This window comes from Roseomonas sp. CECT 9278 (assembly GCF_918698155.1).
GTDB lineage: Bacteria > Pseudomonadota > Alphaproteobacteria > Acetobacterales > Acetobacteraceae > Neoroseomonas.
Map to the genome: position 1 here is coordinate 1 of NZ_CAKKLX010000009.1, position 25095 is coordinate 25095.

Here is a 25095-nt window from a genome sequence, read left to right on the forward strand (position 1 = left end):
GTCCGCCGCCGGCCCCCGCGCCGCCGCCTGCGCCACCCCCGCCGCCGCCACCGCCGCCATCGTCGCCGTCATCGGCGCGCGCCGGCGCCCCGCCGGCCAGCAGGACCAGCGCCACCGCCGCCAGCGCCATGGCGCGCGGGCGCCGCATTGCCGCCTTGCCTGTCATGTGCATCTTCCCGGCATATGGGCGTCGCGCCCGGCGATGCGACACCCCGGCCTTCGGAGCAGCCATCGCGTGTCCACCTTCCAAACCGACCTGGTCGCGCTGCTGCCCCGGCTGCGCCGCTTCGCGCAGGCGCTGTGCGGCCGGCCGGACCAGGCCGACGACCTGGTGCAGGAAGCCTGCGAACGCGCGCTGCGCAGCCAGGATGGCTTTACCCCCGGCACCCGCTTCGATTCCTGGATGTTCCGCATCCTGCGCAACCTCTGGCTGGACAGCCATCGCCGGCGGGCGGCCCGCGGTGGCGTGCATGAAACGCTGGACGACGCCGAATCCATCCCCGGCGCCGACGGCGCCAGCGTTACAATGAACCTGCTCGACCTGCGGGACGCGGAGCGCGCCCTGCTGCGTTTGCCCCACGACCAGCGTGAGGCGCTTGTGCTGACATGCATCGAGGACCTGACCTATGCCGAGGCGGCTGCCGTGCTCGGCGTGCCGCCGGGCACGGTGATGAGCCGCGCGGCGCGCGGCCGCATCGCGCTGGCCAAGGCACTGGGGGAGAGCGACCGATGAGCATCCCCGACGAAACCCTGATGGCCTTCGCCGACGGCAGCCTGCCCCCGGCCGAGGTCAATCGCATCGCCGCGCTGCTCGATGCCGACCCGGCCTTGGCCGAGCGCGTGGCGCTGCTGGCGGATGGCCGGCGCATCGCCGCCGGCGCCTTCCGCGATGTGCTCGACCAACCGGTGCCCGCGCGCCTGCTGGCGGCCGCCACCGCGCCGCCCGCGGTCAACGACAACCGCCGCAACCCCTGGCGCCTGGCGGCCCTGGCGGCGGCGGCCGGGCTGCTGCTGGGCGCCTTCCTCGGCCCCCGCCTGCCGCTGCCTGGCGGCGCAGCCCCCGAAGCCGGGCTGCTGCCTGCGCGCGTCGCCACGGCGCTGGACGGCGCGGGCGGCCAGGGCGTGGTCGTCGCCGGCACGTACCTGGCCGAGGGCGGCGTCTATTGCCGGCGCTTCGCCATCCCCGACGAGACCGGCACGGTGCAGGGCCTGGCCTGCCGCGACCCCGAAGGCTGGCGCCTGCGCGTCGCGGTGGCGCGCAGCGCCGAGGGCGGCAGCTTCCAACCCGCCGGCGCCGACGATCCGGTGATTGCCGAGATGCTCGAACGCCTGGGGGCCGGGCAGGCCCTGGATGCGAACGCGGAAGGCGCGGCACGGGCGCGCGGGTGGCGCGTGCGGTGAGGATGCGCCATCGGGAGGGCCAGCCCGCCCGGACCCTCCCGCTGGGAGGCAACCGCCTCCCTGACCCGGGGTCAAAGGGCTGGTGGGGAGGAGGGGCCGCCAGCGCCCGTCGCGTTGGATCCGCCGACGAGCCCCTCCTCCCCGCCAGCCCTTCGTTTCCGCGGGTCCGGGGGCATGTATGCCCCCGGCGGGGGGGCCGGGGGGCTGGCCCCCGCCGCCCCGCCACCACCCCCGCTGGACCCCCTGCCGCGCCCGGGGCATAGCCCTCGCATGCTGTTCGAAGCGGTTCTCCGGCATCTGGCGTTCGCGGGCGTGCTGGCGTTGGTGTCGGCGGCCGTGGTGCGGCTGATGATCGCCTGGCCGATCCTCGACCATCCGAATGCGCGATCGTCCCACCTGCGCCCGACGCCGCGCGGCGGTGGCCTGGGGGTGGTGGTCGCCTTCGTGCTGGGGATGGTGGTGCTGTATCTGGGGGCGGCCTTTGCGCGGCTGCCGGCGCTGCAGTTCGGCGGCGTGATCGGCGCCGCGGTGGCGATCGCGCTGGTGTCCCTGTGGGATGACGTCGCGGATCTGCGCTTCGCGGTGAAGCTGGGGGCGCAGGCGCTGGCGGCGCTGGTGGCGATCGGCAGCGGGCTGGTGCTGGAGCGGTTTGCCTTGCCCTGGGCGGGGGTGGTGCCGCTGGGCTGGCTCGGCGTGCCGATCACGCTGTTCTGGATCGTCGGCTGCACCAATGCGGTGAACTTCATGGACGGGCTGGACGGGCTGGTCGGCGGGTCGGTGTTCCTGGCGGCGGTGATCCTGTGCGTGGCGGCGGGGGATGGCGGCGGCTGGTTCGTCTATGCGGCGTCGCTGCTGCTGGCGGCGGGGCTGGCGGGGTTCCTGCCGTTCAACCTGCATCCGGCGCGCATCTTCATGGGCGATGTGGGCAGCCAGTTCCTCGGCTTCATGATGGCGGTGCTGGCGGTGGCGGCGGCGGGGTTCGACGCGGCGCAGCTGTCGTTCCTGATCGTGCCGCTGCTGCTGTTCGGGCTGTTGTTCGATGCCGCCTTCACGCTGCTGCGGCGCGCGGCGATGGGCCGGCGCGTGGCGGCGGCGCATCGGACCCACCTGTACCAGATGGCCCAGCGCAGCGGCATCGGCGTGCGCGCCGTGGCCGGCCTGCATTGGGGCTTCGTGCTGTTCCATGGCGCGCTGGTGTGGCTGTTCGTGCAACTGCCGGCGGGCACCAAGCCGCTGGTGGTGCTGCCGGCGCTGGCGGTGCAGGCCGCCTGGGTGGCCTATGTGCTGTGGCGGATGCGACGCGCCGGCCTCACCTGGGCAGAGGCATGATGTCGGGCGGCGCCGCGGGCGGCCCGAGCACCTCCACCACCAGCGGCGGCAGGCCTTCGCCAACCCATTGTTCCGAGCGGAACACGGCGTAGCTGCGCGCATCGGCCCAGAAGCGGTTGGTGAAGGTCGCGGCGCCGCGGCAGGTCTCGCGCACCAGCAGCGTGTCCTCGACCTCCGCCGGCGCCACGCTGACGCGGCAATCGAGCCGCAATCCGAAGCGCATGCGGGACGGGTCGGTCTCCGAGCGCATCACATCGACCACACGCGCGCCGCTGACCGCGGTGCTGCCGAGCTCGCCGATGCGGGTCAGCGGATCCACGCCGTCGAAGCGCGTGGCGGCGACCACTTCGCGCAGCCCCGCCGTGGCGACGATGCGCGGCCCCTCGGTGGCGACCACCACGCCGCCGGCGGTGCGCCACATGCGGCGCTCGCCCTCGGCCTGCACCAGGGTGGCGACGCCGCGGCGCGAGCCGAGCGTGAGCGCCAGCGCGGCCTCCGCCTGGACGGCCTCGCCGGCGGTCGTCCAATCGGCCTCGGGCAGCGCGGTGCTGGCCTCGAACAGGCTGTCGGGAAGCGGGATGGGCCAGACCATGACGCGCAGCACGTCGGCGCCGGTGGTATTGCCGCAGGCGCCGAGCAGCAGGGCGGAGAGCAGGAGAATTCCTCGCACGAGGCGAGAATATCACCACACTATTTAACCGTCAGGCGAAATTCGAGGCGCGCGCCGGATGGCCCGGCACCGGCGACCGGCGGTCCGCCGCTACTGGCTCGCGAGCCGCTCCAGCAGGCCCCGCAACAGCCCCGCGCCGTCGCCAAGCGCCTCCAGCGCCACCGGCCGCCCCGCCGCGGCATCGCCGCCGGACGGCCAGGCGGCGCGGTCCTGCGCCAGTTCGGCCGCCGAAAGCCGTCCATCCCCGTCGAAATCGAGGCCATCGACCAGCAGCCGCGCGGCCGCCAACGCCGCGATGCCGCCCAGACCCACCGCGGCCGCCAGCGCCTCCGGCTCGCCGCCATCCTGGGCCGCCATCGCCCAGGCCGTGCCGCGCAGCAGCCGCGCCACCTCCGCCACGCCGAGCAGCCCGTCGCCCGAGACATCCGCCACCGCCACCAGGGCGGCGAGGCAGGGCGCCATCGTTCCCGCCTGGCAGGCGGCTTCGAGCCGCTCCAGCGCGGCCAGCGCCGCCAGGCCCTCGCCATGCAGGACAGCGAGCGCCGGCGGCGGCACGGCGCAGCGCGCCCAGTGCCGCACGGGCGTGTCGCCGGGCAGGCGGTCGTCGCGCAGCTTGGCGTCGGGCTCGGCGGTCTCCAGCGCGTCGCCGGCGGCGCGCAACAGCACGCGCGGCGCCTCGGCCCCGGCGCCGGTGCCCAGCGTCCAGTCGCCAAGCGCGCGCAGGCCGCGCAGCCGCACCAGGCGGGCCGGGCCATCGGCCGGCAGCCGGACCACGCTGCGTGCCGTCAGGTGCAGCACCGCCGTGGGCGTGGTGCAGCCGCCCTGCGCCCAAGTGCCGCGCAGCGCCTCCGGGATCCCCTGCGCGGCGGCGGGACCGGCGGCGAGGAGGGCGGCGGCGAGCAGCAGCCGCTTCACCGCAGCTCCAGCTCCACCCCGGCGCAGATGTCGGTGCCGGCCAGGATCATCTCCCGCCCGTCGCGGAACACCGCGACCAGGTCGACCAGGCAGGGCGTGCCCTCGGGCGGGGCGAAATCGAGCGTTTCGTTCACGCCGAGCACGGTGCGGCCCAGCCGGTCGACGCCGCGGGGCGCGCCGGGCGCATCGGCGTAGATTTCGGCGACCGGCACCTCGGCGGCGTTGCGCAGGCGCACGCTGCCGGGCCGCGGGCCGGTATCGGCGGAGTCCTCGCCCTCATCCAGCCGGTCGGCCAGGGTCCAGCCCGGGCGCAGCACGATAGTGCCGGTCTCGCACAGGTTGATGCCGGTGCGTTCCTCGGCGGCGCGGCGTTCCTCGAAGACGATCCGCAGGTCGCCCTCGCAGTCGCGCAGCCTGGCGGAGACCTCGCGGCGCTGGCCGCGCGGCAGCACTTCCTCGCCCAGCCTGTCGGGGCCCCAATCCTCCTCCGAGACGCCGGAGAGGTAGACTTCCTGGATCGTGGCGCCGTGGCGGTTGACCAGCGTGACGCGCCGTTCCGGCGGGCGCGGCGCGCCCGAGCCGTCGAAGGCCACGTCCCGCGTGGTGCACAGGTCGATGCCCTGCTTCACTTCCTCGGCATCGTCGTCATAGACGGCGCGCAGGTCCCACAGGCAGGCCGTACCGCGCAGCCGCAGCGTGAAGTTGGTGCCCGGCTGGAGCACCGTGTTGCCGAGCCGGTCGGCCCCCCAGGCCAGCGGCGCGCGGGTCGAGGCGTAGAATTCGCGGATCGTGCGGTCGGCGGTATTGGCGATGCGTGCCTCGCGCCGCGGCGCGTTGGGGTCGCCGAAGGTCATGCGCGGGTCGCGGCACAGGTTCACCGCGGCGCGCGTGTCTTCCTCGCCATCCTCGAAGATGGCGGTGATGTCGAAGATGCAGTCGCGCGTGCGGCCGAGGCGGATGCGGAATTCGCGCGAGGGCTCGATCACATTCTCGCCGAGCCGGTCGGGGCCGCGGCCATCGCCGCCCGGCCGCGCGGCGAACAGCTGCAGCAGGGTGGTGTCGGTCTCGTTGCGGATGGTGGCCTCGCGCAGCGGGATGGCGGGGTCGCCGAACTGCACGCGGCGGTTCTGGCAGATGTTCTGGCGGCGGCGTTCCTCGGTGCCGTCCTGGAACACGGCGCGGAATTCCAGCGTGCAGTCGGTGGCCTGGATGCGGGCGCGGAAATTGCCGCGGTCGGGCACGGTGTCGGCGCCGAGCAGGTCGGGGCCGAAGGCCTCGCTGCCGGGGGGGGCGGCATAGAGCTCGCGCAGGGTCTGCCCGGATTGGTTGGTGATGGTGGCTTCGCGCTCGCGCACGGGGGGTGGCGGCGGGGCGGCCTGCCGCGGCGCGGCCTGGGCGAGGGCGGCGAGGGGGGACAAGGCGAGGCAGGCTGCCATCGCCAGGAAACGCAGGCGCATGCGGGGCCTTCCGGGGGGAGAACGGACCCTACAATGGTCGCGTGGCACGGGGCCGCGCAAGCGCAGCGAAGCCACAGTGATGCGGAAAAGTGACGGTTGCCCTATTGCGCTGCAGCACCCGTGCAGGAAGGCCGCAGCGCGGGCGTTCCCGGACCGCGGGAGCAGGCGCCGTTCGGCGCGCGCCAACGCCCGCCGCCGCGGGCTGCCGGGTGCCGGCCGATGCCGGTGCCGGCGTGATCAGGAAGGTGCCGTGCCCGCGGTCGCTAACGTGCCGCCAACCCGCCACGTCCATGATGCCGGGATGCGCCCTGACCTTGCCGCCACCGCCGCCGCCCTTGGCACCCTGCCGCCGCAGGCGGTGCATGGCACCGTCACCGGGCTGGGGGGGCTCGCGATCACGCTGGAGGGTTTCGGCCCGCTGGCGGCGATCGGCGACCGGCTGCGTGTCGAACCGCCAGCCGGCGCGCCCGTGCTGGCCGAGATCGCCGCCTTCCGTGACGGGCGGGCGGAGGCTGTCGCGCTGGGTCCGATCACCGGCCTGTCGGCGGGGGCGCGGGCGGTGCTGGCGCCGCGCCCGGCGCTGGCGGTGGGCGATGCCTGGCTGGGGCGCGTGCTGGACCCGATGGGTGCGCCGATGGACGGGCGGCCGCCGCCGGCCCCCGGCGCGGCGCGGCGCCCGACCCATGCGCCGGCGCCGGCCGCCGGGCAGCGGGCCAGGCTGGGGCCGCGCCTGGCGCTCGGCGTGCGGGTGCTTGATCTGTTCGCGCCGGTGCGGCAGGGGCAGCGGTTGGGGCTCTTCGCCGCCTCGGGCGTGGGGAAATCCACCCTGATGGCCATGCTGGCGGGGGGCGTGGCGGCGGATGTCATCGTCTTCGCGCTGGTGGGTGAACGCGGGCGGGAATTGCGCGAATTCCTCGAAGACGACCTCGGCGCCGAAGGCCTGGCGAAGTCGGTGGTGATCTGCGCGACATCCGACACCGCGGCGCCGCTGCGGCGCGAGGCCGCCTATGCCGCCATGACCGTCGCCGAGCATTTCCGCGACCAGGGCAAGCAGGTGCTGCTGCTGATGGACAGCGTGACGCGATTCGCGCTCGCGCTGCGCGAGATCGGCCTGGCGGTGCGCGAACCGCCGGCCACGCGCGGCTACCCGCCATCCGTCTTCACCGAATTGCCGCGGCTGCTGGAACGCGCCGGGCCGGGGCCGGAGGGAAGCGGCGGCGCCATCACCGCCCTGTTCACCGTGCTGGTGGAAGGCGACGACCACGACGAACCGGTGGCCGATGCGGTGCGCGGCATCCTCGATGGGCATGTCGTGCTGGACCGCCGCATCGCCGAGGCCGGGCGCTACCCGCCGGTGGATGTGCTGCGCTCGCTCAGCCGCACCGCGCCGGCGGTGCTCGACCCGCATGAGCGCCCGCTGGTGGCCGAGGCACGGCGGCTGCTGTCCACCTATGCCGAGGTGAAGGACCTGGTGCGGCTGGGGGCCTATCGGATCGGCCATGACCCGCAGGCGGACGAGGCCGTGCGCCTGGCGCCGGCGATCGAGCAGGTGCTGGCGCAGCCCAAGGGCGAGGCCAGCGACCCCGACCAGGCCTTCGCCGCCCTGGCGGCGGCGATGGCGGGCGAGGGCTGAGCGCCCCCCGCGCCCCCTTTGCGCGCGCGGCGCGCCGGTGCATGAGCAGCCCCGGCCGCAGCAGCGGGAGCCAGCGCGATGCAACGAACGGACAAGTCCGCCGGCCATGTCGTGATCACCGGCATGGGCCGCACCGGCACGACCTTCCTGGTCCAGCTTTTCACCTTCCTTGGCTTCGACACCGGCTTCACGCGGCAGGCCGCCCTGGAATCGGTCAACGGCGTGTCGCGGGCCGGGCTGGAATTCTCCCACCTCCAGCCCGCGCGCTGGCCGTATGTGGTGAAGTCGCCGCGCATCGCGCAGGTGCTGCATCGCCTGCTGGAGACCGCGCAGGTCCGGGTGAAGCTGGTGATCCTGCCGGTCCGCGCCGCCGCCGACGCGGCGGCCAGCCGGATCCGCGTCTCGCGCGAGGGCGAGCGGCAGGGCGGGATGTGGCTGGCGCCGACCGAGCAGCGGCAGCGGGGGGCGCTGCTCAACGTGAACCACGCCCTGCTGTGCACGATCGCGCGGTTCCGGGTGCCGCATGTGCTGCTGCATTTCCCGACCCTGGTGCAGGATGGCGACTACCTGTTCGCCGCGCTGGAGCCGATGCTGCGGGAGCATGGCGTCGATGCCGCGGAATTCACGGCCGCCTTCGCCGCGGTGGCGCGGCCCGAGCTGGTCCATCGCTTCGAGGGTGCCGGCGGCGCGGCGGGCTGAGGGGCCGCGCTGGCGCCGGCGGTCTGGCGCGCTCCCCTGACGCGCGCGTTGCCGCGCGATTGACCTACGCGCGCGTTGCCGCGCGACACCTTCCGGGACTACATCCAGCGGTGCCGCCCACCGAGGACCCCGCCCCATGCCCGAGACCGCCATCATCAGCGAGGTCGCCCCGCGCGACGGCATCCAGTCCATCAACCCGGCCTCGCCGGTCTCGACCGACGCCAAGATCGCGCTGATCCAGGCCTGCTACGATGCCGGGCTGCGGCGGATGGAAGTCGGGTCCTTCGTGTCGCCCAAGGCGATCCCGCAGATGGCGCAGACCGAGATCGTGCTGGCCGCCTGCAAGCAGATGCCCGGCCTGGAATCCACCGTGCTGGTGCCGAACCGCCGCGGCTTCGATGCGGCGATCGAACACGGCGCCGACCGGCTCGGCTTCTTCATGTCGGCCACCGCCGGGCACAACAAGGCGAACCTCAACCGCACGCGCGAGGAATCCTTCGACGAACTGGCGAAGCTGGTGCGCGACACGCCCAAGGGCACGCTGATCCGCTTCAACCTGTCCTGCGTCTTCCACTGCCCCTTCGACGGCGTGGTGAGCGAGGCCGAGGTGATGCCCTGGATCGAGCGCATCGTCGCCCTCGATCCCGACATGGAGATCGCGCTGGCCGACACCACCGGCAATGCCAGCCCCGACCAGGTGGGGCGCATCTTCCGCCACGCCATCGGCAAGTGGGGCGGCCGCTTCGCCTTCCACGGCCACGACACCTACGGCATGGGCGTGGCGAATGTCTCCGCCGCCTGGGAGGCCGGCTGCCGCGTGTTCGACAGCGCCGCCGGCGGCATCGGCGGCTGCCCCTTCGCGCCGGGCGCCACCGGCAACGTGGCGACCGAGGACGTGGCCTGGATGTTTGCCCGCATGGGCGTGCAGACCGGCGTGGACTGGCCGCGGTTGCTGGTCGCCGCCGACATGGCGGCCGGCATCCCCGGCGCCGTCCCGGGCGGGCGGATGCGCGCGGTGCCGGCGGCGCGGCTGGCGGCATGATGCTGCGCGCCCCCTTCCTTGCGCGCCCGTGGCACCCAATCTGACCCCGTGATGCGCCCGGTCCTCCCCCTTCTCCTGCTGATCGGCGCCTGCGCCGCCGAGCCGCCGCCCGGGGCTGCCCTGCCGGGCGGCGGGGATGGCGGCACCTTCGTGGCCGATTATGGCGGCGGCACCGCGCCGGTGGCGCGCTATGTCCGCCTGCCCGATGGCCGCGCCGTGCCGGTCGAGGCGCCGCCGCGTGCCGCCGCGCCGGCGCCCACGCCCGGGGCCGACGGCAAGCCGGCGGGCGGCGGCGACGCGGTGGCCGAGGCACCCGCGCCGCGCCCACGGTCCGGCCGAGCCACCAGCACCGGGTCGGCCTTCGCGGTCACCGCCAACGGGCTTGCGGTGACCAACGCCCATGTCGTGCAGGGCTGCGCGAGCGTGGTGGACGAACAGGGGCGCCCGGTCCGCGTGGTGGCGGCCGACCGCCGGCGCGACCTGGCGCTGATCGATACCGGGCGCGGCTTCGGGTCGGTCGTGCGGTTCCGGCCGCAGGCGGCGGTGGACCTGGGGGAGACCGTGCTGGTCTTCGGCTTCCCCTATGGCCAGGCGCTGGGCACCGGCATCAACGTGACCAACGGCATCGTGACCGGCCTGGCCGGGCCGGGCGGCGATGTCTCCCGCTTCCAGATGAACGCCGCGGTTCAGCCCGGCAATTCCGGCGGGCCGGCGGTGGATGATGCCGGGCTGCTGCTGGGCGTCGCGGTCGGTCGGCTGAACGACCTGGCGGTGCTGCGGGCCACCGGCTCCCTGCCGCAGGGCGTCAACTTCGCCATCCGCGCGACCGAGGTGGAACGCTTCCTGGCCGAGCAGAATGTCCGCCCGGCGCGTGGCCCGCAGGGCGGCACGGGCGCGCGGGCGGTGTCGGCCACCGTGGCGCCGGCGGTCTTCCAGGTGCTGTGCCGCGCCTGACCCGGCGCGCCGCGGGCCGTGAGGCCCGCAGGACCGGTCCGGCGACCCGCACCATGCGCCACGTCACTGCGGGCTGCCACGCCCTTGCCGCAACCTTTCCGTCATTCCGGCGCTTTGAGTGGCGATGATGATGATGAGGTCGCGCAGCGCGGCGAACGGAGGTTGCATGTCCGAAGCCGAGATCGAGCGGCGGATGGCGGAACTGGACCGCCTGCTGAACGACCCCGAGACGCGCATGGACGCGAACCGGGTCTGGGCGCTGGCGGCCGAACTGGCGCGCAAGCCCGAGCCGGCGCGCCGGTAGGGCAGGTCGCGATCAGACGGAATCCTCCGATCGGGCAAAGTTGCCCGTTCCATCAATGATCCAGAGGCACTGAAGCGAGCCAAGGCGAGCGGCAACGGCTTTGGGCCGCGGCGCGCGCATCGCCGGCCGGTCGGCCCCTATGCGTCCTTCACCGCCGCGATCAGGAATTCGCGATTGCCCTCGGGGCCGGTGATCGGGCTCGGCTCGATGCCCAGGACGCGCCAGGCGGGCAGCGACGCCCACCAGTCCCGGATGGTCGCGCAGACGTCGTCGTGCACCGCCGCGTCGCGCACCACGCCGCCCTTGCCCACGCGATCGGGCCCCGCTTCGAATTGCGGCTTGATCAGCGCGACCGCGAAGGCGCCCGGGGCCGCCAGGCCGAGAGCAGCCGGCAGCACCGTCCGCAGCCCGATGAAGGACGCATCGCAGACCACCGCGCCGGGCGCCTCGGGCACCTGCTCCGTGCCCAGGTGGCGGGCGTTGGTGCGTTCCAGGACCACCACGCGCGGATCGTTGCGCAGCTTCCAGTCGAGCTGCCCATGCCCGACATCCACCGCATAGACGCGCGCCGCCCCGCGGGTCAGCAGCACGTCGGTGAAGCCGCCGGTCGACGCACCCACATCCACCGCGACGCGCCCTGCCGGATCCAGCCCGAAATGCGCGAGCCCATGTGCCAGCTTGATGCCGCCGCGGCTCACCCAGGGATGGTCCTGCCCGCGCAGTTCGAGCGGCAGGTCCCAGGCCAGCAGGTCCCCCGCCTTGTCGATGCGCCGTTCGCCCGAGAACACCTTGCCGGCCAGGATCAGGGCCTGGGCACGGGGCCGCGACACGGCCAGGCCGCGTTCGACCACCAGGACATCGGCACGCACCCGCCCGGGGCCGCTCATGGCGCCCCGGCCGTCATCAGTCGCGCAGGCCGGCCCGGCGCAGGCGCAGCGCGGTCTCGGAGATCACCGCGGCCTCGATCGCGCTGCCGGTGAAGCCATCGAGCGCAAGCGCGCTGGCATCGCCAGGCACCTGGCCCGGCAGCCCGCCGCCCAGCACCAGGATCGCGGCATTGCGCGAGGCGCGGCGGAGGCCCTCCACGGTGGCGCGGATATCGGCCTCCTGCGCGCCGGGCTCGATGCTGATCCAGGCGACGTCGAAGGTGCGGTCATGCGCCGAATCGCGCGCTTCCTCGGCACCGTGGCTCGGCACGTCGCACACATCCCAGCCGGCGCGGTCGAAGAAGCGCAGCGCCACGCCGTGCTCCACGCTCGGCATGTCAAGCGCGCCGGACAGCGTCAGCGCGGTGTTCATGGACGCCGGCTCGCCGCTGCCCGGCACTTCTGCATCGTCCAGCGACAGCAGGCACATGCGCAGCTGCCACACCTTCGCGAGGCGCTCGGTCTGGTCGAATTCGGTCGGATCGTAGCGCCGCCGCAGCGCATCGGCGGCCGGCAGGATGATGTCGCGGCAGATCGGGCGGAACATGTGCCCATCGGGATTGAGCGCGGCGAGCGCGGCGATGCCGTCCGCCAGCGTGCCATCGGCCAGGGTGCCCGCCAGGGCGGCGGCGTCGGACCGCCAGGTGCCGGCCCGCGGCGCGCCGAAGCGCGCGGCCAGCGCCGGCACCAGCAGTTGGGCGGCGACATTCGCCAGGAGGGCGCCGCGACGCGCGGCGGTCAGGGGCATCACCGGGCTGAACCGGGCGGTGGGCGGTCGGGCGGTCCCGTCGAGCGGCGACATTCTGATCAGCCCCCCTTTCTCCCGGCGGATTCCCGCCGTCGCATTGCCATGTCCTGCGGCGTGGACGCGCGTGCCGCACCTCGCAGGGGCTGGGCCCTGGTCCGCCCCGGCGAGGCGGCACCATCCCTGGGGGTAAGCCTAGCCCCGCCTCGGCGACTGTGACAATGGCACTGTCAATTCACAACGACAGTCCGGCTGACCCAATCGTATCGCGGGCGTCGCGACACGTGCCGGTTGTGTCACCGAAGCCCGCGCATGTCAGGCGCGCGCGGGCTGCGCCTTGTGGGCCTGGCCCAGCGCCGCCAGCGCGGTCGCGGCGATCTGCGGCGCGTTCAGCCCCGCTTCATCGTATTGCTTGCGCGGCGCGTCGTGGTCGATGAAGCGGTCCGGCAGGCACATCGGGCGGAACTTCACCCCGCCATCGAGCAGCCCGCGCTCCGCCAGGTGGTGCATCACCAGCGCGCCGAAGCCGAGGATCGAGCCTTCCTCGATGGTGATCAGAACTTCGTGTTCGCGCGCCAGGCGTTCCACCAGCGCGGCGTCGAGCGGCTTGGCGAAGCGGGCATCGGCGACGGTGCAGGACAGGCCGTGCGTCGCGAGCTCATCCGCCGCCTTCAGGCATTCGGCCAGCCGCGCGCCATAGGACAGGATGGCGATCGACGTGCCCTCGCGCAGCACCCGGCCGCGGCCGATCGGCAGCACCGTGCCGCGCGCCGGCAGCGCAAGACCCAGGCCCTCGCCGCGCGGGTAGCGGAAGGCGGTCGGGCGGTCGTCGATCGCGGTGGCGGTGGCGACCATGTGCATCAGCTCGACCTCGTCCGCCGCGGCCATCAGCACCATGCCCGGCAGGCAGCCCAAATAGGCGATGTCGAAGATGCCCGCATGCGTCGCGCCGTCGGCACCGACCAGCCCGGCGCGGTCCATCGCGAAGCGCACCGGCAGCGACTGCAGCGCGACATCGTGCATGATCTGGTCGTAGGCGCGCTGGAGGAAGGTGGAATAGATCGCGCAGAAGGGCTTCATGCCCTCGGTCGCCATGCCGGCGGCGAAGGTGACGGCGTGCTGTTCGGCGATGCCGACATCGAAGCAGCGCTTCGGAAATTTCTTGCCGAACATGTCGAGGCTGGTGCCTGACGGCATGGCGGCGTTGATCGCGACGATGGTGTCGTCGTGCTCGGCCTCGGCGATCAGCGCGGTGGCAAACACCTTCTGGTAGGTCGGCGGGCCGGGCGGCGCCTTGGCCTGTTCGCCGGTCACGACGTTGAACTTCTGCACGCCGTGATACTTGTCCGAGGCTGCCTCGGCGGGCGCGTAGCCCTTGCCCTTCTGGGTGACGACATGCAGCAGGATGGGGCCGGCATGGTCGGTGTCGCGCAGGTTGCGCAGCACCGGCAGCAGGTGGTCGAGGTCATGCCCATCGACCGGGCCGACATAGTAGAAGCCCAGCTCCTCGAACAATGTCCCGCCGGTCAGCAGGCCGCGCGCGTATTCGTCGGCGCGGCGGGCGGCGCGTTCCAGCGGCGCGGGGAAGCGCTTGGCCACCCGCGCCATCAGGTCGCGCAGGCTGAGGAAGGGGCGCGAGGAGACCACGCGCGACAGATAGGCCGACATCGCGCCCACCGGCGGGGCGATCGACATGTCGTTGTCGTTGAGGATGACGATCAGGTTCGCCTTCGACGCGCCGGCATTGTTCATGGCCTCGTAGGCCATGCCCGCGCTCATGGCGCCGTCGCCGATCACGGCGATGACGTGCCGGTCGTCGCCCTTCAGGTCGCGCGCCACCGCCATGCCGAGGCCGGCCGAAATCGACGTGCTGGAATGCGCCGCACCGAAGGGGTCGTATTCGGATTCCGACCGCCGCGTGAAGCCCGACAGCCCGCCGCCCTGGCGCAGCGTGCGGATGCGGTCGCGCCGCCCGGTCAGGATCTTGTGGGGATAGGCCTGGTGGCCGACATCCCAGATCAGCCGGTCATTCGGCGTGTCGAACACCGCATGCACGGCCACGGTCAATTCCACCACGCCGAGCGACGCACCGAGATGCCCGCCGGTGGAGGACACCGCGTCGATCGTCTCGGCGCGCAATTCCTCGGCCAGGCGCTTGAGCTGGTCGCCGGAGAAGTTCTTCAGGTCGGCCGGGACGCTCACGCGATCCAGCAGGGGGGTGGCCGGGCGGTTCATCAATTCCTCCGCGCGATCGCGTAGCCGGCGAGCGCGCGCAACAGATCGGCACGATCACCCAATGCGTCCAGATGCGCCGCCGCCTGGGCGGCCAGACGTTCCGCCTGCGCACGGGCGCGGTCGAGCCCGAGCAGCCCGACCAGCGTGGCCTTGCCGGCGGCGGCATCCTTGCCGGTGCGCTTGCCGGCTTGCTCGGCGCTGACCGTCGCGTCCAGCAGGTCGTCGGCGATCTGGAAGGCCGCGCCCAGGTCACGACCATAGGCGGCGAAGGCGTGGCGCATCTGCAATGGCGCCTTGCCCAGGATGGCGCCGGCCTCGGCCGAGAATTCGATCAGCTTGCCGGTCTTGAGCATCTGCAGGCGGCCGATCTCGGCTTCCTCGAGCGGTTCGCCCACCCGTTCGGCCATCATGTCCATCATCTGGCCACCGCACATGCCGCGCGGGCCGGCGGCGCGGGCCAGGCCGCGGCACAATTCGGCGCGCACGAAGCTGTCCGAATGCGCCTCGGGTTCGGCCAGGGCATAGAAGGCATTGGCCTGCAGCGCATCGCCGGCGAGCACCGCGGTCGCTTCGTCGAAGGCCTTGTGGACGGTGGGCTTGCCGCGGCGCAGGTCGTCGTCGTCCATGCAGGGCAGGTCGTCATGGACCAGCGAATAGGCGTGCAGCATCTCGATCGCGGCGGCGGTGCGCAGCGCGGCATCGCGCGAGACGCCGAATTGCCGCGCACCTTCCAGCACCAGGAAGCCGCGCAGCCGCTTGCCGCCGCCCATCGCGGCGTAGCGCATCGCATCGAACAGCGGGGCCTCCAGCCCCTCGGCGCGCGGGATCAGCATGTCGAGCGCCTGGTCGATCTCGATGGCGGCCTCGGCCATGGCGGCGCGCAGGGCGTCGGCGGAAGCCGTCATGGTGTCCATGCTACTCCACGTCCCGCAGGGTCAGCCCGGCGGGCCCTTCCACGATGGCCTGCACCTTCTGCTCGGCCTCCGCGAGCTTGCGCTCGCAATGGCCGCGCAGCGCGGCGCCGCGCTGGTAGGCGGCGACCGAGGCTTCGAGCGCCCCGGCGCCCGATTCCAGCGCCTTCACGATGCCTTCGAGCTCGGCCAGAGCCTGCTCGAAGGTGAGGGTTGCGATGTCGGGGGGCGTGTCGCCCGCCGCTGTGCTTGTCCTGGCCATGTCAGGCGAGGTTAACAGTCAATCGGGGGGGAAGGCTATTGCGGCTCGATCCCGGCCTGGCGGATGGCATTGGTCCACTTGGTGGTCTCGGCGCGCACGAAGGCGGCGGCCTGTTCGGGCGTCGAGCCGCGGACGGTCATGCCGAGCGCGCCGGCCAGGCGCGAGCGCATCTCCTCGGTGGCGAGTGCGGCCTGCACGGCGCGGTTGAGCAGCGCGATGCGGTCGGGCGCCGTGCCGGCGGGGGCGAAGAGGGTGAACCAGGCGATCACCTCGTACTCCGGCAGGGAGCCGGCCTCGCGCACCGTCGGCACGTCGGGCACGGCGGCGGAGCGTTGGGCCGAGGTTACGGCCAGGATGCGCAGCGAGCCAGCCTGGGCCTGCGGCAGGATGACCGCCTGGTCGGCGATGAACATGTCGACGCGCCCGGCCAGCATGTCCTGCACCGCGAGCGGCGAGGAGCGGTAGGGAACGCCGAGCATCCGCACGTTCGCCTGGGCGGCCAGCGCGGCCGCCGCAACCTGCTGGGAGGAGGAGGCGGTGGCGTAGGTGATGCCCTCCGGCCGCGCGCGGGCGGCGGTGATGAGGTCGGCCAGCGTGCGGTAGGGGCTGTCGGCCTTCACGGCGACCAGCAGCGGGACGGTGGCGATGGTGGAGATCGGCGCGAAGCCGTTCTCCATGTCGAAGGGCACCTGGCGGAACAGGGCGCGGGCGGCGGCGTTGGTGGAGTTGGTGCCGACCAGCAGGGTGTTGCCGTCGGGCGTGGCGCGGGCGACGGCCTCGGCGCCGATCAGGCCGTTGGCGCCGGCGCGGTTCTCGACCACGACAGGCTGGCCAAGCGTGGCGCGCATGCCCTCGCCGAGTAGGCGGCCGACGGTGTCGGTGGCGGAGCCGGGGGCGAAGGGGACGATGGCGCGGATGGGGGCGGTGGGCCAGGCGGGTTGGGCGGCCGCGGTCGCGGGCAGCAGGGCGGCGGCCGGCAGGGCCAGCAGGGTGCGGCGGTTCATGGGGGGCGTCCTCCCGGAAGGTCGGGGGCGAGATAGGACGGGGTGGGGGGCGCGTCCAGGGTGGGGGGCGTCTCAACCCTTCTTCGGCATCGCAGACGTGCGGAGCATGATGCAATCCACGTCAGGCGGCTGGCCCTTGAATTGGCGCTTGTCGACCACGAAAGCCGACTGCCTGTCGAGCCACTTCAGTTTCGCGCGCAACCCAGTCGGCACTGTCGCTCCGAGATCCGTCAGCCGCGCCCATTCGCCATCCCTTGTCGCCTGGAGTATCGCCCTCCCATAGGCGGCGACGCGCTTCGCGTCATTCGCCGCCACCGCGGCAACCGCTTTCCGAGGCGTCGCGGTGTGCGGCACGCGGGCATCGGTCGGAATGAAGATTGTGCAGCATGCTTGGAAGGCGTCGGGCGTTGCCGTCCGCCCGACACCGATCACCATCAACCCGGCTTCCCTGATGCGAAGCGCGAGGTCGGCAAAGTCACTGTCGCTCGACACGATGCAGAAACCGTCCAGCGGAGCGGTGTGGAGCAGGTCCATGGCATCGACGACAAGGGCGATATCCGTCGCGTTCCTGCCCCTGCCTGTGCCGCCGCGGATCGGAAAACGCTGGATGGGTCGGATCGCGAATGCCTTGAGCAACTGCTTCCAGACATCCAGGTTCGAACTGCGCCAGTCGCCGTATGCGCGGCGGATGACGGTCGTGCCATGAGCCTCGATGGTCGCGAGCAGGTCCGGTATCGTGCGGTGGCTGGCATTGTCCGCATCGATCAGCACGGCCAGGCGGCGGCGACGATCAGGAAAGCGGGCTGCTTTTCCTCCGGATCGGACGGCTCATCACCTTCGGTGAGATTCGGTGCGCGACCTCCCACTGCAGTCACATTGCCCTGCGCATCCTTCGCGCCGCCATCTCCCCGATCATCACACACGTGAAGTGCAGGTTCGCCCGGCAATCCGTCGGCATGATCGACGCATCCGCCACCCGCAGCCCCGCCACCCCGCGCACGCACAGATCCGGGTCCACCACCCCGCGCGGATCCTCATGCGCCGTCATCCGGCATGTCCCGGCGGCGTGCTGGATGTCGGATGCCTCGCGCAGCATCAGCGCATCGAGGTCGCCATCCGGCAGCCCCGCCGCGGCCTGAATCGACAGCCCGCTGTCGCCGAAGGTGACCGCCTCCGCGATGCCCGCTACCGGATCGCGCACGCACAGCTGCGCCAGGCGCTTCACGCCGTTGCGCATGCGCTCGCGGTCGCGCGGGTCGGCCAGCATGTTCTCGTCGACCACGGGCTGCGCCTCCGGGTCCGCCGAGACCAGGCGCAATTCCCCCTGCGAGAAGGCGTCGTAGAGCGCCACGCCGATCGCCCCCTCGCCCGCCGGCAGCCCGTCCGTCGTCAATCCGCGATGATTGTAGGCGATCATGATCATGTCGCGCTCGCCGCCGCCCGCCAGGCCGCTGCTGTAGGTCAGGCAGCAATTGGTGTGGCGCGCCTCGGTACCCTGCGCGCGGAACTGCGGCTTCAGCGCGAGCGTCGCGCGGAGGATCGGGTGGTCCATCAGATGCTGCCCGACCGCGGGCAGGTCGGCGACCACTGCGATGCCCAGCCCACGCAGCGCCGCCGCCGGCCCGATGCCCGACCGCATCAGGATGCAGGGCGAATGGATCGCGCCGGCACACAGCACCACCTCGCGCGCGGCGACCTCCTCCCACGCATCGCCGAAGCGCACGCGCACGCCGCGCGCCCGCGCGCCATCGAACAACACCCGATCGACCAGCGCGCCGCCGCGGATCGTCAGGTTTTTCCGCCCACGCGCGGGTTCGAGATACCCGTCATTGGTCGTGACGCGCTTGCCATCGCGCAGGTTGATCGGGTTGCAGGAAATCCCCTCGCCCTCGGGCGCGTTCAAATCCGCCTTCCAGCGATACCCGGCTTCCAGCGCCGCATCGCGCAGCGCCAGATCCACCGCGCCCCAGCGGTCCACCGGCATGCGGAACACCGGCAGCGGCCCGCCGCGGCGCAGGCCGGGCGCGAGCCCGGTATCCGCGTCATCCTCGATGGCGTCGTAGATCGGCAGCACATCGGCCGCCGACCACCCTTCGCAGCCGGCTTCGGCCCAACTGTCGAAGGCCGCCGGCACGCCGCGGATGGCGATCTGCGCATTCACCGCCGACGACCCGCCCAGCGCCTTGCCGCGCCAGTAGAAGCGGGGGTCCTGCACGGCGGTGCGGCGCGCCGTCAGCCCCGGCCATTGCCAGGCGGCCTGGTGCGCCGGGTCGTGCATGAACGGGATGATGTTGGCGCTGCGCAGCGCGGCCGGGGCCTCGGCCGAACGCCAGTCGCGCCCGGCTTCCAGCAGCAGCACGCGGCGGTGGGGGTCCTCCGACAGCCGTGCCGCCAGCGGCGCGCCGGCTGACCCGGCGCCGACCACGATCACGTCGTACCTCATGCCCGCATCAGCGCCCGCACATGCGCCGCCGCCGAGCGCCCGAGCGCCTCCAGGTCGTAGCCGCCTTCCAGCAGGCTGACCACGCGCCCGCCGCAGCAGCGGTCGGCCACGGCGCACAGCGCCTCGGTCACGAAGGCGAAGTCGGCTTCCCGCACGCGCAGCTGCGCCAGCGGGTCGGCGGCATGCGCGTCGAAGCCGGCCGAGATCACCAGCAGGTCGGGCGCGAAGGCCTCGATCGCGGGGATGATCCGCTCCGCCCAGGCGGCGCGGAAGGCCGCGCCATCCGCCCCCGGCGGCAGCGTCACATTGAGGATATTGCCGACGCCGTGCTCGGTCTCGTCGCCGGTGCCGGGATACAGCGGCCATTGGTGCGACGAGGCGTAGAACACCGATGCATCGGCGTCGAAGCAGGCTTGCGTGCCGTTGCCGTGGTGGACGTCGAAATCCACCACCGCGACGCGCTGCGCGCCGTGTTCGGCCTGCGCGTGGCGCGCCGCGATCGCGGCATTCGCGAACAGGCAGAACCCCATCGGCCGGCCGGGTTCGCAATGATGCCCCGGCGGGCGCGTGGCGCAGAAGGCGCGGCGGACCTCGCCCCTCATCACCGCATCCACCGCGGCCACGGCGGCGCCGGCGGCGCGCAGCGCGGCCTCGGCGCTGCCCCAGGACATGATGGTGTCGCCATCCAGCGCCACGCGTTCGTCGGGTTCGGGGCGGATCCCCAGGATGGCGGCGACGTAGTTCCCCGGATGCACGCGCGCGAGCTGCGCCTCGGTCGCCAGCGGCGCCTCGTCGCGGATGAGGTCCACGAACTCCCCGGCCTCCAGGGCGCGGAGCACGGATCGCAGCCGGTCCGGGCATTCCGGATGGTGCGGCCCCGGATCATGGTGCAGGCAGGCGCGGTGCGTCAGCAGCAGGACACTCACGCCGGCGGGTCCTCGCGCTTGCGGATCACGAAGCGGTAGGCGCCGGCTTCTTCCCCGAAGGCCACCAGCGCGTGGCCGGTCTCCTTGCAGAAGGCGCGGAAATCCGCGACCGAGGCGGGGTCGGTGGCGAGCACCGTCAGCCGCGCCCCCGCCGGCAGCCCGCGCAGCGCCTTGTTGGCCTTGAGCACCGGCAGCGGGCAGCTCAGGCCCTTCACATCGAGCAGCGTCTCGCTCATGGCGATGATTGCACCACCCGCCGCGCATCGCGTCCAGCGCGGGGTTCCGTGCCGACCCGCCGCCGGTGCACACTGCACCCAGGGGCGTCGCCACGGCGCTCGATTCGGCCGGGCTGTCGTCGGCTTGCCAAAGGCCGCAGCCGGCCCGTGGGCGGCTCGCAGCCAGGGCCGTGCCGGGCCATATGATGGCGGCTACGGCGTTCGGGGATGGGACGGCATGCGGTTCGGCATCGACCTCGGCGGCACCAAGATCGAGATCGTGGCACTCGACCGCGACGGCGTGGTGCGGCTGCGTCATCGCCGGCCGACGCCGCAGGGCTATGACAGCATCGTCGAGACGATCGCCGCGGTGGTGGCGCAGGCCGAGCGCGAGACCGGCATGCGCGGCAGCGTCGGCATCGGCATCCCGGGCAGCCTCAGCCCGGCCACCGGCCTGGTCCGCAATGCCAATTCCCAGGCGCTGAACGGCCGGCCGCTCGACCGCGATGTCGCGGCCGCGATCGGGCGCGAGGTGCGTGTCACCAACGACGCCAATTGCCTGGCCATGAGCGAGGCGGCGGACGGCGCCGGCGCCGGCTACCGCACGGTCTTCGCCGTCATCATCGGCACCGGCTGCGGCGGCGGCATCGTCAGTTCGGCGCGCATCCTCGACGGCCCGAACGGCACCGCCGGCGAGTGGGGCCATACGCCGCTGCCCTGGATGACGCATGACGAATTCCCCGGCCCGCGCTGCTGGTGCGGGCGGCATGGCTGCCTCGAGACCTTCCTGTCGGGCCCGGGCCTGGCGGCCGATTGCGACGGGCCGGGTGCGCGCGATGCCGGAAGCATCCCGGCGCGCGCCGCCGCCGGCGAGGCGCAGGCACAGGCCGCCCTGGCGCGCCACACCGACCGCCTGGCGCGCGCGCTCGGCCTGATCGCCAACATCATCGACCCCGACGTGGTGGTGCTCGGCGGCGGGCTGTCGAACATGGCGCACCTGTACCGCGACGTGCCGCCGCTGATGGCCCGGCACGTGCTGGGCGACGTGGCGCGCACGCCCGTGGTGCAGGCGCGGCACGGCGATTCGTCCGGCGTGTTCGGCGCGGCGCGGCTGTGGGACGGCGCGTGAACGCCGGGCTGATCTATGGCGCGCTCGCCTTCGCCGCCGGCGGCGTGCTGGGGCCGCTGCGCGAGCTGCTGCTGGTGCCGGCGATCGGCGCGCCCGGCGCCGCGATGGCCGAGGCCGCGGCGATGGCGCTGCTGCTCTGGCTCGCGGCGCGGCGGGTGGTGGCGCGGCTGGCGGCGCCCACGCTGCGCGCACGCGCCGCCATGGCCGGCATTGCGCTGGCGCTGGTGCTGGCCAGCGATGCCGCGCTGGGGCTGCTGCTGGATGCCAGCGGCCTGAGCGCGGGCCGTGCGCCGCGCGACCTGACGCTGCAGCTCACCGGCCTCGCGCTGCTCGCGTGGCTGGTGGCGATGCCCTTCGCGGTGCGCCGCCATGCCGTCGCTGTGCCGTGACTGCCTGCGCCCGGACGACCGCGCCCTGGCGCGGTGCGCGGCCTGCGGGTCGCGCCGCATGGTCGCGCATGACGACCTGTTCGCGCTCGCGGTCGCGCATGTCGATTGCGATGCCTTCTATGCCAGCGTCGAGAAGCGCGACCGGCCGGACCTGCTGACCCGCCCGGTGATCGTGGGCGGCGGCCGGCGCGGCGTGGTCTCGGCCTGCTGCTACATCGCGCGGACGCGCGGCGTGCGCTCCGCCATGCCGATGTTCAAGGCACTGGCCGCCTGCCCCGATGCCGTGGTGATTAGGCCGGACATGGCGAAGTATGTGGCCGAGGGCCGGCGCATCCGCGCGATGATGGAGGCGCTGACCCCGCTGGTGCAGCCGCTGTCGATCGACGAGGCGGCGATGGACCTGTCGGGCACGCAGGCGCTGCATGGCGCGCCGCCGGCGGTGGTGCTGGCGCGCTTCGCCGCGGCGGTGGAGCGCGAGGTCGGCGTGACCGTGTCGATCGGCCTGGCGGCGAACCGGCTGATGGCGAAGCTGGCGGCGGAACGCGACAAGCCGCGCGGCTTCGCGGTGATCGGTGCGCGGGAAGCGGCGGGGTGGCTTGCGCCGCAGCCGGTCGCGCTGCTGCCGGGCGTCGGGCCCGCCATGGCGAAGCGCCTGACGACGGCGGGGTTCAGCACGCTGGGGCAGCTGGCCGTGCTGGACCCGCGCGAGGCACTGCGCCGCTTCGGGGAGGACGGGCCGGCCCTGGCGGCCCGCGCGCGCGGCGAGGATGCGCGCCGCGTCGATCCCGACCGCGAGACCAAGTCGGTCAGCGCCGAGACGACCTTCGACTCCGACCTCTCGGCGCCGCCGGAGCTCGAGGCGGTGCTGTGGCGATTGTGCGAAAAGCTCTCGGCACGGCTGCGCGACAAGGCGCTGGCGGCGGCGGGCGTGACGTTGAAGCTGAAGACCGCAACCTTCGCGACACGCACCCGCGCGGCGCGCCTGGCGCAGCCGACGCGCCTGCCCGACATGCTGTTCGACGCCGCCCGGCCTCTGCTGGCACGCGAGGCGGATGGCACGGCGTTCCGCCTGATCGGCATCAGCGCGCAGCCGCTGGCGGCGGCCGACGACGCCGATCGCGGCGACCTGGCCGACCCCGAGGCGCCGCGGCGCGCCGCGCGCTGGGCCGCCGTGGAGACGCTGCGCGCGAAGTTCGGCGATGGCGCGGTGGTGCGCGGCCGCGGCCTTCGCAAGCCGCCGCGCGCATGATGCAGGCCCCGGGGCAACACCCTTGCGCCGGCGCCTGCTTTCCGGCACGCCCATCGCATGAACCGCAAGGCGATCGCCTGGGCCACCTTCGACTGGGCGAACAGCGCCTTCCCGACGGTCGTCTCGACCTTCGTGATCGCCGCCTATTTCACCCAGGGCATCGCGCCCGACCCGGCCACCGGCCAGGCGCAATGGGGCTGGATGCAGACCATCGCGGCGGTGTGCATCGCCTTGCTGTCGCCCATCCTGGGTGCGCTGGCCGACAATGGCGGGCGGCGGCGCGCCATGCTCGCGGCCTGCACGCTGCTGACCGGCATGTTCACCGCGCTGGTGTGGTTCGCCAGGCCCGACCCGTCCTGGACCCTCTATGCGCTGGTGTGCGTCGGCATCGCGACCATCGCCTTCGAGATCGGCACGGTCTTCTACAACGCCATGCTGCCCGAGGTGACCACGCCGCGGACGATGGGCCGCGTCTCCGGCCTGGCCTGGGGGCTGGGCTATGCGGGGGGGCTGGCCTGCCTGGGCGTGGCGCTGGTGCTGCTGGTGCAGCCCAACCCGTCGCTGTTCGGCCTCGACCGCGGCGCGTCGGAGCATGTCCGCGCGACGGCGCTGCTGGTCGGCCTGTGGACGGTGGTCTTCGCCTGGCCGGTGCTGCTGTTCGTGCCCGACCCGCCGGGTGCGCGCCTGCCGGTGGGCCAGGCGGTGACAGCGTGCCTGGCCGAGACGAAGCGCCTGGTCCAGGGCCTGCCGGGGCGGCCCGACATGCTGCGCTTCCTGGTCGCGCGGCTGTTCTACACGGATGGGCTGAACACGCTGTTCGCCTTCGGCGCCATCTACGCGGCCGGCGTGCATGGCATGGGGATGGAGCAGATCCTGCTGTTCGGCATCGCGCTCAATGTCACGGCCGGCCTGGGTGCCGCGGGCTTCGGCCTGGTCGAGGACCGCCTGGGGTCGAAGCGCACGGTGATGGTGGCGCTGGCCAGCATGGTGGTGCTGGGGGCGGCCTTGCTGCTGACCGACAGCGTGGCGTGGTTCTGGGGGCTGGCGATGGCGCTTGGCTTGTTCATGGGGCCGGCGCAGGCGGGGTCGCGCACGCTGATGGCGCAGATGGCGCCGGAGGGGCAGTGCGCGGCGCATTTCGGGCTGTTCGCGCTGTCGGGGCGTGTCACGGGCTTCCTGGGGCCGGCCGCGCTGGCGGCGGTCACCGCGGCGACCGGCAGCCAGGCCCTGGGGATGTCGACCGTGCTGGTCTTCCTGGTGCTGGGCGCCGGCATCCTGGCGACGGTCCGTCCGGTGCGGGGGTGATCCGTCAGCCGCGCCCCAGCATCGTGTCCAGCGTGGTGCGCAGCGCGACGGGATCGACGCGGAAGTCCGGCGCATTCTGGCCGGCATCCTGCGGCAGGACGACATGGCGCAGGCCGAGCACCGCCGCGATGTTGGTGAACATCGGCGGGCAATAGCCGCGCCCCGGCACCAGTTCCAGCAAGAGCGCGCCGCGCTGCATGAACAGGATGTTCGCCAGCCCCGCGCCATGCGGCGCCACCACGGCCTCGGCCTGGGCGAACAGGCGCCAGGCCTGCACCAGCGGCAATGTCTCGATCTGCACTTCGGTGAAGCCGCGCAGCGCACATAGCCGCGCGATCGCCTGCGCATTCCTGACACGCCGCCGTGCCGCCCCGCTGCGCGAGACCAGGATGCGCCGCGGCAGCGCCGGCGCGTCCCGGTCGGCCAGCGCCGCCCGGGCGGCCGCCGCCCGCAGCCAGTCGATCGCCGCCATGTCGCGCAACTGCCCCGCCCCGCCCAGCGCGTGGGGCAGCACCAGCAGGTCGTCGCAGCGCACCATCCTGTCCTTCGGCACCCGTTGGAACCGCCCCGGCGCCACGCCCAGCGCGGTCGCGATGCGCGCCGCGTATTGTTCGGCGAAGTCGTCGACCAGGAGCGTCCGCGCCGCGCCCCCCGGGACCTGCTCCAGCGCCCCGAGGTTGAGCGCGAAATCCGCCAGCGCGTGGTAGTAGTTCCAGGATCCGCCGAGCAGCGCGACGGGTTCGCGCAGGTGCTGCACGGGCAGCGAGGCGTCGATCTCGATCGACGCGCCGTCGCGCCGCGTGCAGGCGCGCGGCCGCTGCGTCGGGCACCACAGGGCCCCCGCCGTGTTGAAGACCGTCCAGTCGCCGCCGATGACGCGCGCGCGATGGAGCCGGGCCGGGCAGGTGGGCCAGGACAGCGCGGGCAGGCGCAGCAGGCGCGACGCCGTCAT

General features: G+C 73.4%; 26 protein-coding genes. 12 read left to right on the forward strand and 14 right to left on the reverse strand.

What is annotated here, in order from left to right; all coding sequences use genetic code 11:
• Positions 1-235: 235 nt before the first annotated feature.
• From LQ222_RS08140 to LQ222_RS08150, 3 genes are all read left to right on the forward strand, one after another.
• Entirely contained in the window at positions 236-733 is a 498-nt protein-coding gene (locus tag LQ222_RS08140) for an RNA polymerase sigma factor (RefSeq protein ID WP_230165673.1), read from the forward strand.
• Complete coding sequence (locus LQ222_RS08145) at positions 730-1401, forward strand: hypothetical protein (RefSeq protein ID WP_230165674.1); 672 nt, start codon at positions 730-732, stop codon at positions 1399-1401. Before LQ222_RS08140 ends, LQ222_RS08145 begins: the two co-directional genes overlap by 4 nt.
• Before the next feature lie 270 nt (positions 1402-1671).
• On the forward strand, positions 1672-2730 hold the full coding sequence (locus LQ222_RS08150) for a glycosyltransferase family 4 protein (RefSeq protein WP_230165675.1): 1059 nt from the start codon (positions 1672-1674) through the stop codon (positions 2728-2730).
• Here LQ222_RS08150 and LQ222_RS08155 read toward each other — a convergent pair.
• From LQ222_RS08155 to LQ222_RS08165, 3 genes are all read right to left on the reverse strand, one after another.
• Complete coding sequence (locus LQ222_RS08155; RefSeq protein WP_230165676.1) at positions 2711-3400, reverse strand: YjbF family lipoprotein; 690 nt, start codon at positions 3398-3400, stop codon at positions 2711-2713. The two genes, LQ222_RS08150 and LQ222_RS08155, sit on opposite strands and share 20 nt — an antisense overlap.
• Before the next feature lie 90 nt (positions 3401-3490).
• Positions 3491-4315 (reverse strand): hypothetical protein, encoded by an 825-nt coding sequence (locus tag LQ222_RS08160; protein WP_230165678.1) that lies wholly within the window; start codon positions 4313-4315, stop codon positions 3491-3493.
• Complete coding sequence (locus LQ222_RS08165; protein WP_230165679.1) at positions 4312-5772, reverse strand: hypothetical protein; 1461 nt, start codon at positions 5770-5772, stop codon at positions 4312-4314. The genes LQ222_RS08160 and LQ222_RS08165 overlap by 4 nt, the downstream gene beginning before the upstream one ends.
• Positions 5773-6073: 301 nt before the next feature.
• Here LQ222_RS08165 and LQ222_RS08170 point away from each other — a divergent pair, with 301 nt between their 5' ends.
• The 5 genes from LQ222_RS08170 to LQ222_RS08190 all read left to right on the forward strand — a co-directional run bounded on the left by LQ222_RS08170 (position 6074) and on the right by LQ222_RS08190 (position 10404).
• Positions 6074-7405: a FliI/YscN family ATPase gene (locus LQ222_RS08170; RefSeq protein WP_230165681.1), complete on the forward strand. Its 1332-nt coding sequence runs from the start codon at positions 6074-6076 to the stop codon at positions 7403-7405.
• A 78-nt stretch (positions 7406-7483) separates the two neighbouring features.
• Positions 7484-8104 (forward strand): hypothetical protein, encoded by a 621-nt coding sequence (locus tag LQ222_RS08175; protein WP_230165683.1) that lies wholly within the window; start codon positions 7484-7486, stop codon positions 8102-8104.
• Between the two features lie 136 nt (positions 8105-8240).
• Positions 8241-9146 carry a hydroxymethylglutaryl-CoA lyase gene (locus LQ222_RS08180; protein ID WP_230165684.1) on the forward strand — a complete coding sequence of 302 codons (906 nt, stop codon included), beginning with the start codon at positions 8241-8243 and terminating at the stop codon, positions 9144-9146.
• Between the two features lie 51 nt (positions 9147-9197).
• The gene (locus tag LQ222_RS08185; protein WP_230165685.1) at positions 9198-10100 is read left to right on the forward strand and encodes a S1C family serine protease; all 903 of its coding nucleotides are present in this window, start codon (positions 9198-9200) and stop codon (positions 10098-10100) included.
• 166 nt (positions 10101-10266) lie between these two features.
• The gene (locus LQ222_RS08190; protein ID WP_230165686.1) at positions 10267-10404 is read left to right on the forward strand and encodes a peptide chain release factor 1; all 138 of its coding nucleotides are present in this window, start codon (positions 10267-10269) and stop codon (positions 10402-10404) included.
• A gap of 137 nt (positions 10405-10541) precedes the next feature.
• Here LQ222_RS08190 and LQ222_RS08195 read toward each other — a convergent pair whose 3' ends face one another.
• From LQ222_RS08195 to LQ222_RS08240, 10 genes are all read right to left on the reverse strand, one after another.
• Positions 10542-11291, reverse strand: coding sequence for a TlyA family RNA methyltransferase (locus LQ222_RS08195; RefSeq protein ID WP_230165687.1), 750 nt, complete (start codon positions 11289-11291; stop codon positions 10542-10544).
• 16 nt (positions 11292-11307) lie between these two features.
• Complete coding sequence (locus tag LQ222_RS08200; protein WP_230165688.1) at positions 11308-12078, reverse strand: hypothetical protein; 771 nt, start codon at positions 12076-12078, stop codon at positions 11308-11310.
• Between the two features lie 312 nt (positions 12079-12390).
• Positions 12391-14310 carry a 1-deoxy-D-xylulose-5-phosphate synthase gene (gene dxs, locus LQ222_RS08205; RefSeq protein ID WP_230165689.1) on the reverse strand — a complete coding sequence of 640 codons (1920 nt, stop codon included), beginning with the start codon at positions 14308-14310 and terminating at the stop codon, positions 12391-12393.
• On the reverse strand, positions 14310-15224 hold the full coding sequence (locus tag LQ222_RS08210) for a polyprenyl synthetase family protein (RefSeq protein ID WP_230165690.1): 915 nt from the start codon (positions 15222-15224) through the stop codon (positions 14310-14312). Before LQ222_RS08210 ends, dxs begins: the two co-directional genes overlap by 1 nt.
• A 1-nt stretch (position 15225) precedes the next feature.
• Positions 15226-15483: an exodeoxyribonuclease VII small subunit gene (locus tag LQ222_RS08215; protein WP_230165692.1), complete on the reverse strand. Its 258-nt coding sequence runs from the start codon at positions 15481-15483 to the stop codon at positions 15226-15228.
• Positions 15484-15518: 35 nt separating this feature from the next.
• Complete coding sequence (locus LQ222_RS08220) at positions 15519-16487, reverse strand: tripartite tricarboxylate transporter substrate binding protein (RefSeq protein WP_230165693.1); 969 nt, start codon at positions 16485-16487, stop codon at positions 15519-15521.
• Positions 16488-16559: 72 nt separating this feature from the next.
• On the reverse strand, positions 16560-17258 hold the full coding sequence (locus LQ222_RS08225; RefSeq protein ID WP_230165695.1) for an NYN domain-containing protein: 699 nt from the start codon (positions 17256-17258) through the stop codon (positions 16560-16562).
• A 100-nt stretch (positions 17259-17358) separates the two neighbouring features.
• Positions 17359-18930, reverse strand: a complete 1572-nt coding sequence (locus tag LQ222_RS08230; protein WP_230165697.1) for a GMC family oxidoreductase — start codon at positions 18928-18930, stop codon at positions 17359-17361.
• A complete protein-coding gene (locus LQ222_RS08235) occupies positions 18927-19856 on the reverse strand; it encodes a histone deacetylase family protein (protein WP_230165699.1) in 930 nt (309 codons plus the stop codon). Before LQ222_RS08235 ends, LQ222_RS08230 begins: the two co-directional genes overlap by 4 nt.
• Positions 19853-20092 carry a sulfurtransferase TusA family protein gene (locus LQ222_RS08240; RefSeq protein WP_230165701.1) on the reverse strand — a complete coding sequence of 80 codons (240 nt, stop codon included), beginning with the start codon at positions 20090-20092 and terminating at the stop codon, positions 19853-19855. The genes LQ222_RS08235 and LQ222_RS08240 overlap by 4 nt, the downstream gene beginning before the upstream one ends.
• A 217-nt stretch (positions 20093-20309) precedes the next feature.
• On the opposite strand from LQ222_RS08240, the gene LQ222_RS08245 reads away from it, so the two are divergent.
• The 4 genes from LQ222_RS08245 to LQ222_RS08260 are packed head-to-tail and all read left to right on the forward strand — an operon-like array spanning position 20310 to position 24143.
• Positions 20310-21200 carry an ROK family protein gene (locus LQ222_RS08245; RefSeq protein WP_230165702.1) on the forward strand — a complete coding sequence of 297 codons (891 nt, stop codon included), beginning with the start codon at positions 20310-20312 and terminating at the stop codon, positions 21198-21200.
• Positions 21197-21589 carry a hypothetical protein gene (locus LQ222_RS08250; RefSeq protein WP_230165703.1) on the forward strand — a complete coding sequence of 131 codons (393 nt, stop codon included), beginning with the start codon at positions 21197-21199 and terminating at the stop codon, positions 21587-21589. Before LQ222_RS08245 ends, LQ222_RS08250 begins: the two co-directional genes overlap by 4 nt.
• A complete protein-coding gene (locus tag LQ222_RS08255; protein ID WP_230165704.1) occupies positions 21570-22838 on the forward strand; it encodes a DNA polymerase IV in 1269 nt (422 codons plus the stop codon). The genes LQ222_RS08250 and LQ222_RS08255 overlap by 20 nt, the downstream gene beginning before the upstream one ends.
• Positions 22839-22895: 57 nt before the next feature.
• Complete coding sequence (locus LQ222_RS08260) at positions 22896-24143, forward strand: MFS transporter (RefSeq protein ID WP_230165705.1); 1248 nt, start codon at positions 22896-22898, stop codon at positions 24141-24143.
• Between the two features lie 4 nt (positions 24144-24147).
• On the opposite strand, the gene LQ222_RS08265 is transcribed toward LQ222_RS08260, so the two are convergent.
• Positions 24148-25095, reverse strand: a complete 948-nt coding sequence (locus tag LQ222_RS08265) for a DUF563 domain-containing protein (RefSeq protein WP_230165706.1) — start codon at positions 25093-25095, stop codon at positions 24148-24150.

Bases quoted from the DNA above. Each gene is read 5' to 3' on its own strand.
- LQ222_RS08230 (WP_230165697.1), bottom strand. From the start codon at position 18,930: ATGAGGTACGACGTGATCGTGGTCGGCGCCGGGTCAGCCGGCGCGCCG.
- LQ222_RS08180 (WP_230165684.1), top strand. From the start codon at position 8,241: ATGCCCGAGACCGCCATCATCAGCGAGGTCGCCCCGCGCGACGGCATC.
- LQ222_RS08185 (WP_230165685.1), top strand. From the start codon at position 9,198: ATGCGCCCGGTCCTCCCCCTTCTCCTGCTGATCGGCGCCTGCGCCGCC.
- LQ222_RS08175 (WP_230165683.1), top strand. From the start codon at position 7,484: ATGCAACGAACGGACAAGTCCGCCGGCCATGTCGTGATCACCGGCATG.
- LQ222_RS08165 (WP_230165679.1), bottom strand. From the start codon at position 5,772: ATGCGCCTGCGTTTCCTGGCGATGGCAGCCTGCCTCGCCTTGTCCCCC.
- LQ222_RS08210 (WP_230165690.1), bottom strand. From the start codon at position 15,224: ATGGACACCATGACGGCTTCCGCCGACGCCCTGCGCGCCGCCATGGCC.
- LQ222_RS08145 (WP_230165674.1), top strand. From the start codon at position 730: ATGAGCATCCCCGACGAAACCCTGATGGCCTTCGCCGACGGCAGCCTG.
- LQ222_RS08200 (WP_230165688.1), bottom strand. From the start codon at position 12,078: ATGCCCCTGACCGCCGCGCGTCGCGGCGCCCTCCTGGCGAATGTCGCC.
- dxs (WP_230165689.1), bottom strand. From the start codon at position 14,310: ATGAACCGCCCGGCCACCCCCCTGCTGGATCGCGTGAGCGTCCCGGCC.
- LQ222_RS08245 (WP_230165702.1), top strand. From the start codon at position 20,310: ATGCGGTTCGGCATCGACCTCGGCGGCACCAAGATCGAGATCGTGGCA.
- LQ222_RS08260 (WP_230165705.1), top strand. From the start codon at position 22,896: ATGAACCGCAAGGCGATCGCCTGGGCCACCTTCGACTGGGCGAACAGC.
- LQ222_RS08215 (WP_230165692.1), bottom strand. From the start codon at position 15,483: ATGGCCAGGACAAGCACAGCGGCGGGCGACACGCCCCCCGACATCGCA.
- LQ222_RS08190 (WP_230165686.1), top strand. From the start codon at position 10,267: ATGTCCGAAGCCGAGATCGAGCGGCGGATGGCGGAACTGGACCGCCTG.
- LQ222_RS08240 (WP_230165701.1), bottom strand. From the start codon at position 20,092: ATGAGCGAGACGCTGCTCGATGTGAAGGGCCTGAGCTGCCCGCTGCCG.
- LQ222_RS08195 (WP_230165687.1), bottom strand. From the start codon at position 11,291: ATGAGCGGCCCCGGGCGGGTGCGTGCCGATGTCCTGGTGGTCGAACGC.
- LQ222_RS08150 (WP_230165675.1), top strand. From the start codon at position 1,672: ATGCTGTTCGAAGCGGTTCTCCGGCATCTGGCGTTCGCGGGCGTGCTG.
- LQ222_RS08265 (WP_230165706.1), bottom strand. From the start codon at position 25,095: ATGACGGCGTCGCGCCTGCTGCGCCTGCCCGCGCTGTCCTGGCCCACC.
- LQ222_RS08220 (WP_230165693.1), bottom strand. From the start codon at position 16,487: ATGAACCGCCGCACCCTGCTGGCCCTGCCGGCCGCCGCCCTGCTGCCC.
- LQ222_RS08170 (WP_230165681.1), top strand. From the start codon at position 6,074: ATGCGCCCTGACCTTGCCGCCACCGCCGCCGCCCTTGGCACCCTGCCG.
- LQ222_RS08255 (WP_230165704.1), top strand. From the start codon at position 21,570: ATGCCGTCGCTGTGCCGTGACTGCCTGCGCCCGGACGACCGCGCCCTG.